Annotated in this window: 8 protein-coding genes and 1 pseudogene; all 9 read right to left on the bottom strand. The window is 65.8% G+C overall.

The annotated features are described in order from the left end of the window. A pseudogene (locus AB2385_RS15980) lies at positions 1-742 on the bottom strand (hypothetical protein); the annotation flags it as partial. Between the two features lie 15 nt (positions 743-757). After that, on the bottom strand, positions 758-1,960 hold the full coding sequence (locus AB2385_RS15975) for a copper amine oxidase N-terminal domain-containing protein (protein WP_367656008.1): 1,203 nt from the start codon (positions 1,958-1,960) through the stop codon (positions 758-760). Positions 1,961-2,030: 70 nt separating this feature from the next. Beyond that, positions 2,031-2,570, bottom strand: a complete 540-nt coding sequence (locus tag AB2385_RS15970) for an ABC transporter permease (protein ID WP_367656007.1) — start codon at positions 2,568-2,570, stop codon at positions 2,031-2,033. A gap of 17 nt (positions 2,571-2,587) precedes the next feature. Further along, positions 2,588-3,211, bottom strand: a complete 624-nt coding sequence (locus AB2385_RS15965; RefSeq protein WP_367656006.1) for a TetR/AcrR family transcriptional regulator — start codon at positions 3,209-3,211, stop codon at positions 2,588-2,590. A gap of 131 nt (positions 3,212-3,342) precedes the next feature. After that, positions 3,343-4,491: a stalk domain-containing protein gene (locus AB2385_RS15960; protein ID WP_367656005.1), complete on the bottom strand. Its 1,149-nt coding sequence runs from the start codon at positions 4,489-4,491 to the stop codon at positions 3,343-3,345. Positions 4,492-4,567: 76 nt separating this feature from the next. Further along, entirely contained in the window at positions 4,568-4,849 is a 282-nt protein-coding gene (locus AB2385_RS15955) for a hypothetical protein (RefSeq protein WP_367656004.1), read from the bottom strand. Positions 4,850-5,326: 477 nt separating this feature from the next. Then, on the bottom strand, positions 5,327-5,650 hold the full coding sequence (locus AB2385_RS15950) for a hypothetical protein (RefSeq protein ID WP_273380841.1): 324 nt from the start codon (positions 5,648-5,650) through the stop codon (positions 5,327-5,329). A gap of 180 nt (positions 5,651-5,830) precedes the next feature. Then, a complete protein-coding gene (locus AB2385_RS15945) occupies positions 5,831-7,792 on the bottom strand; it encodes a DUF262 domain-containing protein (protein ID WP_367656003.1) in 1,962 nt (653 codons plus the stop codon). Between the two features lie 144 nt (positions 7,793-7,936). After that, positions 7,937-9,742 (bottom strand): RNaseH domain-containing protein, encoded by a 1,806-nt coding sequence (locus tag AB2385_RS15940; protein WP_367656009.1) that lies wholly within the window; start codon positions 9,740-9,742, stop codon positions 7,937-7,939. Positions 9,743-9,782 lie beyond the last annotated feature (40 nt).

The raw sequence follows: 9,782 nt of genomic DNA, 5'->3' as shown, positions 1-9,782 counted from the left end.
CCATGACGGCGGAGGGCGTGATGAAGCCGCCGAAGCCGCTTTCATCTTGTTTCGTGGTCTCTGCCTCATAGTACTGCCATCGGACCATGTCACTCGGCCGGTCGAGCCCCTGCACCACCCACACCTTGCCGTGGTTGCGAGAGCATAGGGGCCGCCCTACTCGCCGGTTCTCTTCCCCAGGGTAGTTGGGTCGATCCGTCACCACGACAATATCTCGTCCTCGATCGTGGATCACCAGTGGTGAACCCACGATGGGACAACCCAGGTCCAGTTCAGCCGGTCGATACCATCTTTCCTTGGTATGGTAGGCCCACAACCAACCATAGCCGGTTCCGAAGTATAGAACTCCGGTCTCTGGACTGTAAGTGGGACTGGACTGCGGGGCGATGAATGCCCCGCCAGGGGCCACATTGAACGCGACTGGGTTCCGCTTTACCGGATCACGCACAAAGACAGCTTCTCCAACCGGTCGTTGGAGGTCATCCAACTCGAGCCTCCAGAGGTAGGGCCCTGCCAGATGGTAGATGACTCCATCGACGACCGCCGGTTGGGCCGCACTCTCCCCCAACGCCTCCGTTTCCCAGTACGGACTCAACTCAACCAGGCCGTGAGGGTCGAGGACTGTCGACGTGCGCTGCGGAGAACCACCCTTCGTGATCCAGTCGCCCGCGACAACGGCGGGACTGGGTACCATGGCAAGCGAGCAGGCCAGGACCCCCGCGAACCAGCGTCGCCAGTTCATAACTCCAGCTCCCCCTTAGTACCTCACCGCGCGATTCTCCAGGTACCAGCTGGGGTACTCGTACAGGGGGAAGAACGGCGTGAAGATGTGAACCTGGTACCTGCCTGACATGGTCCCATCGTCGAGCCGGTAGATGGGTTCGGCCCCGACCCAGTAAACTTTGGCACCCATCTGCTCAGCTATGAAGCGGACAGGCACCATCGTTCGGTCGTTCCGGATCACCGGCGGGGCGTCTAAGGCCACCTCGTGCCCGTCTACCACCGCCACTGGGTGATCGATCGTCAGCACGATGGTTCGCTCGGGTACACTCACCGTCTGTTCCTGCAACAGGTACCGGTATGGGTCGGGCAGGTGTGTCTCCGGGTGGATCAGGTCGGGATAGTCGTATCCAGGCGCAGGCACAGCTTTCACTACTTCACGGGTAACTGCCGGGAAATGAATGGTCACCCGCCGCCCGGCCTGGTCCCAGGTGACCTCCGCCCCCATCATCTCGCTGATGAACCGGATGGGTACCCGAACCCGATTGACGGTGGTGTCAAGGTAAGCTGGAGTGTCGAAGTGGCTGCTGGCGTTGCCGAAGTTGAGGAAGACAAAGATCTCTTCCGGGCTTCCGTTATGCCGGTATCCATAGTCTCGGCCCAGCCCAGGGTGAGACTTGTCCATCCAATACTCGTACTCGATGCCGCGCCCTTCGGCCAACTTCTCCTCCTCACTCAACTCCCGTACGGCCACGATGTACTGCATGGGCTCGTACCTGCACGGCTTCAGGTGCAGCCGCCCCACGACGTACGACCGGCCGAAGACCTGCTGGATCAACCGCGTATCCGGCTTCGGATAGGCGTACACATGGATCGTCGTCCCGCAGACCATCCAGTCCTCCTCCCAGTGCCAGGGATACTCCTGGGTCCAGGCAGGAAGCGGATCCCACACCCACCAGTCGTACCGATCATACATATCCGGATTGTCCCGGAGCGCCTGTTCCACCTCCGCCCGCATCTGCTCCGACATGCCCTCGGGTGGGGGCGGCGGCGTCCAGCCCTCCGGCCACCCCGGACCGGGTTCGTAGTTCTCAGCCGGGTACTCCGCCACCTCCGGCTGCAGCGGCTCCTCCGCTCCCGCCCCCACCGGCCCGTGCACGAGCAGCGCCGCGAGCATCAGCCAGGCCAGCCACCTGGCACGGCGTGTGTGATCCCCCTTCATCGGTTCCCACTCCCTCATGTTGTTCGTTCTCCCATAACCAATACGAAAACCCCCGGGCAGAGGTTTGCCCGGGGGAACGCCAGGGGCGTCACGGCGGACTCGCCGCTCCCTCGAGCACCTCAGCCTTGCGCGCCTCGGCTGCCTCGGCGATCAACTCTGCCACATGCGCCCGGGTGCGGGCCTGAAGCTCCGCCCGCACAACCTCCTGGGCGGGCTCCAGCGCGGCCGGGATCAGGCGGGCCGCGGTCTGGGCGGCGAAGAGGTTCGCCCCGTCCAGCAGGATGTGCAGCTCGGCATGCGCCTCGTCGCCGTAGCCGGGCGGGATGAGGACGCCCATCACCACCTCGCCCCGGAAGATCGCCTCCCGGATGCCGGCGTCAGACGGTTCCGGCAGGTCGGCGGGGACGAAGCGGTTGTAGCTGCGGAGCGCGTCGGCCACGGCGGCGCCGATGGTCGTGCCGCTCCGGTCGACGACGGCCACGGGGACTTCGCCCACGTCGAAGGTGAACGCATAGCCGAAGAGGATGAGCCAGAGGATCGGCAGGACCAGCATCATCGCCAGGTTCCGCCGGTCGCGCCGGATCTGGATGAACTCCTTCTGGGCCAGGGCCAGGATGCGCTGGAGCACGGCGTGTTCCTCCTCTCTCAGCCGTCGGACCGAAGGCCGGCCAGCGTGGTCTCCAGGACCGCGTCGACCACGGCGTCGTTGGTGAGCCCCTCCAGCGCGGGAACCTGCAGCAGGTCCCGGATGATCACGGTCGACAGCATGGGGCCCTGGAGCAGGACGAAGATCAGCCGGGGGTCGATGGGGCGGATCTGCCCCGAGGCGATGGCGTTCATCACGAAGGGGGCCAGCAACTCGAAGATCCCGGTGATCTGGTCGATCCAGATCTGGCGGATCTCGGGGCGCCGGGGCCCCTCGGCCAGGACGATCCGGAGCACCAGCTGCGTCTTCTCCTCCGTGAAGAAAGCCAGCGCGTTCCGGAGGATCATCCCGACGGCCTCCGGACCGGAGGCGTCCGCGGGCGCCTGCACCGTCAGCGCCCGCAGCGTCGGGACAAACCGCCCGATGTGCTGGCGCACCGCGGCCCTGAACAGCTCCTCCTTGCTGGGGAAGTAGTAGTAGAGTGCCGCCGCGGTGACCCCGGCCTCCTTGGCGATCTCGGCGTTGGTGGCCTCGGCGTACCCCTTCTCGGCGAAGAGCCGCAGGGCGGCGTCGAGGATCTCCGCCCGCCGATCCGGCGGCGGGTTCTTCGGACGGGGGGACATGGGAGATGCCGGGCCCGTTGTCAACGGGCGGATCGCGGGAGAAGGCGGAAAAGCTCAGGGGCTGCGGGAACCCCGCTCCCGCAGCCCCACACCTTGCTCGATCGAGGGAAAGACCCCGCTCCGGCCGCCGACTACTCGGCAGCACCGGTGATCTCGGGCGGGAACTCGATGGTCCCGTCCCAGGGCTCGATGAACACGGTGCCCTGCATGACCACCCGCATGGGCACCGGCTCGTCGGCGATGGTCTCGACATACACATCGATGTGATGCAGCGTGCCGTCGTCGTTGAGCCAGTACCGGGCCTCCATCCGGACGTCGGTGATCAGCTCGGACGCCTCACCGATCAGAGCGGCCAGTCCCGCCTTGTCCATGACCACCGTCACGACCTGCAGTTCGGTCTCCTCGTAGGCCTCGCGGGTAACGGTGGCGCTGGCCCAGTCGTATTCCGCGGGGTTCAGGTTGACCAGGGCGGACGGGTCAGACAGGCGATCCGTCGGCGCCATCTCCTCCAGCGCCATCTGAGCCCATGCGCCCGTCTCGTCCTGCATCCAGTACTGGCCGTCGAGTACGGCAACCCCGATCGTCTGCTCCATCCCGAAGGCCCGCACCGTGTTGTAGCCGAGGGCCCGCTCCGGCGTCTCCTGGTACATTTCGAGGAACATCTCGGAATCGACGGGAATCAGCCCGCCCTCGATGGTCACGGTGAAGTGGCCCGTCTGCCGGACGTTCACCTCGGAAGCGGCATGAGCCTGCGCGAGCAATTCCAGGGCGGCCGGGTCGACCACACCGGCGGGCTCGCCGGCCTCATCCGCCTCGCCATCCTCGTCGGACTCACCGGTCTTCGCAGCCTCATCCGCTGGCGGCTGCGAAGTAATGAGCACCGTGCGGGTCTCCTGCTCCCAGTCGACCAGCAGGCCGATCTCCTCGGCGACGAAGCGAACAGGGACCATCATGCGGTCGGAGACGATGAAGGGGGCCACGTCGAGCGCCACCTTCTCCCCGTTGACCACGGCTTCCGGACTGCCCACGGTGAGCTGGATCGTCGTCTCGCCCTTGGTCAGGGTCGCCGTGCGGGTCTCCTGGTCCCACTCCACCTCAAACCCGAGGGCTTCAGTCACTGCACGGATGGGCACCAGCGTACGGTCGTTCTCCAGGACAGGGGCCACGTCGGTCTGTACCTCGACCCCGTCCACCACCAGGCGGACCGCGGTCTCCGCCTGGGCCAGAGCGGGAACGAGCATCATGGTCAGCATCACGAGTAGGGCTAACACGCGGCGCATGGGTTCGGACTCCCTCCCACAACAGAATGACTATAACATTCGAACTTTGATCGCGGGACTCCTCCTGTGAACGAGATCACATGCACGTTCGCTGGCTGGTGCCATGCTCAGACAACAGGGCTGCTGGAGCCTGGCACCCCGCAGCCCTGATCATCGGTCGTGGAACTGCTCCGATTTCCAGCGGCCCCGGGCTCCGCATCGCCCGGTCAAACGCCGCGAAGGTGCCGTACACCAGCTCATGCCCGAACAGGAGGGCCAGGTCGGCCAGGGCTTCGGTGGTCTCCTCAAACCGGTTGGCCGCCATGCCCCGGTCGATGGCCGCGAAGCAGCGGGCGAACTGTCGCTTGCGCTCTGCCATGCGCTCGTCACACAGCCGCTCGAACTCCGCCTGCTGCGCCTTCAGGAAGCGGACGGCCTCGGCGCAGAGCGCCTCGAGCCGCTCGGCCTCCTGCGCGATCGCCTGGCAGGACTGGTAGATGGAGGACGCCAGCCAGTACCCGCCATGGAGGCTGCGGCCACGGCGGCGCCGGAGGCGAGAAGCGCCTCGGCGAGGTAGGCGCTGTACATGCCGCCCACCGTGGAAACGCCGGTGCCGATCATGCGGTCGCGGGCTTCGTCACCGGAGATCTCGCCCTTCACGTACGCCAGGGTCGTGGCGCCGATATCGATAACGCCGGCGGCGAACGTCGATCTCGCCCCGGCGGTAGGCGATCCAGTGACTCACGCTCGAGATGGCTCCGCCCACCAGGGCCGCGCTGGCCGCACGCTCACGCGCGCATCGGCCCCCGGATCCGCACGGCGGAGTCGGGGCCGACGGTGGAGTTGCGGCGATGGGTTAGCGCCCTTCGTCGGCGGCCTTCTCGGCGTCCAGCATCCGCTGGAAGATGGTGTCGACGGTGTCTCCTTCCCGCACCTCCACTTCCCAGAAGGCGCAGGTCGGAGGCCGGTCCATCCGCTCCCGGATGTAGTCGGCCACTTCGGGGTTGTCCCAGTTCACGCCGTCGAGGATCGTGAGCACTTCGCCCTGGTCCTCGACGGTCTTGAACTTGCAGTCGTAGTTGCCGTCGTCGTAGACCAACAGGACACCCACGGCTTCGTTGCGGACGTGGAAGGGATCCCAGGAGCGGTTCGGGGCGCAGATGAAGGCGCGGAAAGCCATGTGTGCGGCCACCTTTCTGTAGTTGCGTGAGGGGACGTGCGACGAGTGCTGGATCACCTGCGGGCGCACGGGTGACGGACCACGATCTCCGTCCACCGTCCGGGCGCTCCTCGACCAAGGAGTCGTTGCAATTCGGCGATCAGGCTGAATGATCAGGCTAAAAACGTTGTAGATCCTGGCTCAGTCGGCCGCAGCCAGAATTTCCGATTCCACATAACGGCGGAAGTCTCCGGGTGTCGTGAAGCACCGGAAGCCGGCCTGGCTGGCAATGGCAAGCACCTCGCTGCTTTCGTTCAGGAGCACCGCCACCGGCTGACTGAGCCCCTCCTGGATGCCGTTGGGCCAGGCGAGGTCGAAGACCGCCTTCTGCTGCCCGGTCCCAGGATCGGCGAAGTCATAGCCCACGATCCCCGTCGGCAGCCCCTGCGCCTTCATCCAGGCGTTCAGTTCCGCCAGGACCTGCTCCTCATCCTCCGCCACCTGGCCCAGAACCACGGGCGCAGGCGCCGCCAGAGCCACAGGCGCCGCTGGCGCCGGGACGCCCTCCAGCCACCGCGTCTCGCCGTGGAGCAGCTCGGCCATCCGCCGGTTCAGCTCCTCGGCCAGGAGCGCCCGGCGGACCTCCAGGAAGGCGGGGTAGTTCTCGATCTTCCACAGGTGGCGGTCCATGGGGATCCACTGGGACGCAAGCGCACCCGGGTGCCGCGCCTCGACCTCCTCGAAGTACGCCTCCGGCAGCCGATCCGAGATGTTCAGGTTGGTGTCCTTGGTGAGGAAGCAGAAGTTGGCCAGCGCGTTGACCTCCGGCCGCTGGTATCCGCGCTTGTACAGCTGCGCCTTGGGAAAGATGTGGTGGACCTCCAGCCGGCTCATCTTGCCCAGCAGGTTTGCCCTAAGCGGCAGGCCCGTGCCCCAGTCCCGCGCCTCCCCCATGCGGGCGAGCATGTACAGGACCGGGTAGAACCGGGCGCCCAGGCTCCAGCCGGTGAAGTGGTCCGGCTCCACGCGCAAGCTGCCGTGCCAGAGCCGCAGCTGCTCCAGCAGCCTGTCGAGGCCGCCGCCCGGCCCCTCCAGTGCAGCCAGGTCCTGGTCGATGGTCGTCTCGGTGGATACCGAGAAGCGGCCCCACATACCGGCCTGCAGGAACCAGAAGAGCAGCTTGTCCCGCTCCCGCTCGTTCAGGGGCAGTGGGTGCGTGTCCAGGTAGCGGACCATCACCGGGATGCCGAACCGGCCGAAGAGCACCCGGTCGTGGTCCAGCCCCAGTCGGCCGCTGATCATGTTCAGGCAGGTGTCGATGTGCCGGCACGCCCGCTCCAGCGCATCCTGCACCTCCGTAGCGCTCTTGTCGTGGAGGAACTGGAACTTCGCCTCCCCGGTGAGCACCGTGTTGACGCAGCGCAGCAGCCAGTCCAGGTCGAAGTGGTAGCCCGCGGCCTCCCACTTCGCAAGCCTGGCCTTCATCTCTTCCCGGGCCTCGGGCCACTCGGCGCAGATCTTGGCCAGGGCCAGGTCGCCCTTGGAGAGTTTCGTGCCCCCGCTGTTGACCCGGTTGAAAATGTCGACCACCACGTCGATGGTCTTGTCCTCACCGGCGACCTCCTCGACGTGCAGGTCCACGTCGAGGATGCCCAGCAGCCGGCTGAGGCGGCCGAAGTAGGTCGAGAGTTTCGGCATCAGATCCGGCCGGGCGCTCAGCCGCTGGATGAACTCGCCGATCCCGTCGTTCCCCTTCTGCATCAGCTCGGTCACGTCGATCCAGAGGGGATCGTCCTTCATCTTCACGGGCTGGTAGAACTCGAACGTCTCGGTCTCCAGGTGAAACTGGAGGCCGGTGAACGCCTGCGGGTTGCCCTCGAAGAACCGCGGCGGCCTGCCCCGAACGACTCCATAGAGCGAGGTGATGCGCTGCTGGCCGTCCAGCAGGAGCTTCACCACGCCGGGGGCCAGAGGACCCTCGCCTCGGTGCACCGCCGACTTGGACTCGGTTACCCAGACGAGCAGCCCGCCGATGGGGTGGCGGCGGTACAGCGAATCGAAGAGGCCGCGCACCTGATCGCGGTTCCAGACGTAGCCGCGCTGAAACTCGGGCAAGGCGATGTGGCCCGTGTCGATGTGGGAGAGGATGATCGAGATCTTCACGCCGTGCTCCACCTCCCTGGAGCGGCGGGGCCAGCCGCTCCTGACGTTGGCATGTGTATTGGTTAGGCACCTCGGTCGGTGGTTCCTCTCCCCGGCTAGGAAAATCGGCCGAAGGGCCTTCCGCCGACCAGGCAACCTTCGCGATCAGTCTTGGTCCTCCTCCGGCAGCGGCAGCACGTACTCCTCGAGACATGTCGCCAAGTGGAGAGGCAGCGGCAGCATGAGCGCCTCCCGGTGGTGAGAGGCCATAATCCGCAGGTGATGCGCAACCGCCGCCCACTGTGCAGGGTCCTCACCCGGCGTGTTGAGAAGAACCACCGCCTCCATCAACCGCGGGAGCCACCCCTGCTTTCCTGGCTTGTCCAGCTTACTGTCACTCGGTCGCAAGAACTTCTTGGTCGCCCCCGGTATCTCCTGTGCACTGAGGAACGTTCGCTCCGACAGCCGGAACAGTCCGTGCGGCACTCCGACCCTCTCCTCGTCGTCCGTGCCAAACCACTGGGCCGTCTCTTCGCTGTCGCCCGACAAGATACGCACGATGCGCAGGTTCTCCCAGAGGGGGTCGTTGACCGGCGCCCACAGCTGTTTCCGGTCGCCGAACTTCAAGTCATCCACGGTCACGGCGGTGTTGGTCATCCAACCCCACCAGTTCCGGGTCCGGTACCCGTCCACCAACAGAAGCGTCCGCCCCTCGGGCAGGATGTCCTGCAATAGGCGCTCTTGGAGCCAGTGGTGCACAGCGGCTGGATTGTCATACCAATCGGTCTCCGCCGCAACCGCCAGTTGAGTGGCCGCCTCCCGATAGGTCGCCCATCCGGAAGCACCGGGGTAGTGCACCAGAATCCGCGAATCTGTGGTGCTCATCCAGACCATGACCGGCAGATACGCGGTGTCATACCGCCGCCTCCCCCTTCGACCGGTGCTCTTCCGAATTGTCGTCAGGCCGACCAGCGAGGTTCCCGCCACTGCCTCACCGCGAAGCACCGGCCTGGGCCAGTCTAGCAGAATCCCAAGCTGCCGCATCAGGTCACGTACCGCTCCGGTCACCCGGTGGTTCTCAGCGGTGACCAGTTCCTTCTGCTCCTCGTCAGGCGGCTGCAGGAACTGACTGGCCATGCCAACTCTGGCCAGGCCCAGGCGAATCGCCGCCTTGGGATCCGCAGGGCTGGTGTGCCCGCCCTGACGGTCCCACTGAAGCTCCACCACTGCTCCGTGTGCTTCGCCCGTTACTGCAGCGGCAACCTCTTCGGCCCGCCGCTTCACCGCAGCCCACTGGGCACTCCGCGAGCCGTCCTGGAGTTCCAGACGGCGGCCCAACTCCCCGAACTGCACCGGGGTGACGACTATGGCTCCGCCGAACTCCCGGTTGAGGGCTTCGGTAACGGCGTCCCGCATGGCCTCGGTCTGCCAGAAGAGCCGAATGGTCGGCGGCTCCGCGCAGGTTGCCAGCACAGCTTTATGGCGCTCGTCGACGCCGATGTCCGTCCACTTGCGGAGCCGGTTCTTCCGGGTTGCGTTTCCCAGCTTGTTCCTCGGGCTGGGTTCGACAGGGACGAGAAACGGCACCGCCTTGCTTATCGAGTCAAACAGCTGGGCGAGATCCGCCACACCGAGGCCTGGGCGAACCCTGTGACCGTTTTCCTGTGGCGGGTGGACCAGAGCCGCAACAAAACCGTCGATGCCCTCCTGGCGGGCGCGCTCCAAGTTCCCCAGGATGTCACCAACGTCAGGTAAGGGGCTCAGGCTCAAATCCGAAAGTACCGCCGCCATCAGCGCGTCACCCCAGCCTGTCTCGGCCTGCCATCCGGCAGGACCGGGGGTCCAACGGTGCTGGATCGTGATCGGAACGAACACGGGAAGGCGAGCCTCGCCGTCCAGCCAGGTGGCGTTTCGAGACAGGTAGAGGGACCGCCCTCCCTGCTCAAGGTTAAACGCTGTTGTTGCCCGGATTATTTGTCAACATGTGCTGAGCATCGTGCGCTTGTGTAGG

The sequence above is a fragment of the Symbiobacterium sp. genome (genome assembly GCF_040797425.1).
Lineage (GTDB): Bacteria > Bacillota > Sulfobacillia > Symbiobacteriales > Symbiobacteriaceae > Symbiobacterium.
This window is presented reverse-complemented; position numbering and strand designations above follow the sequence as displayed.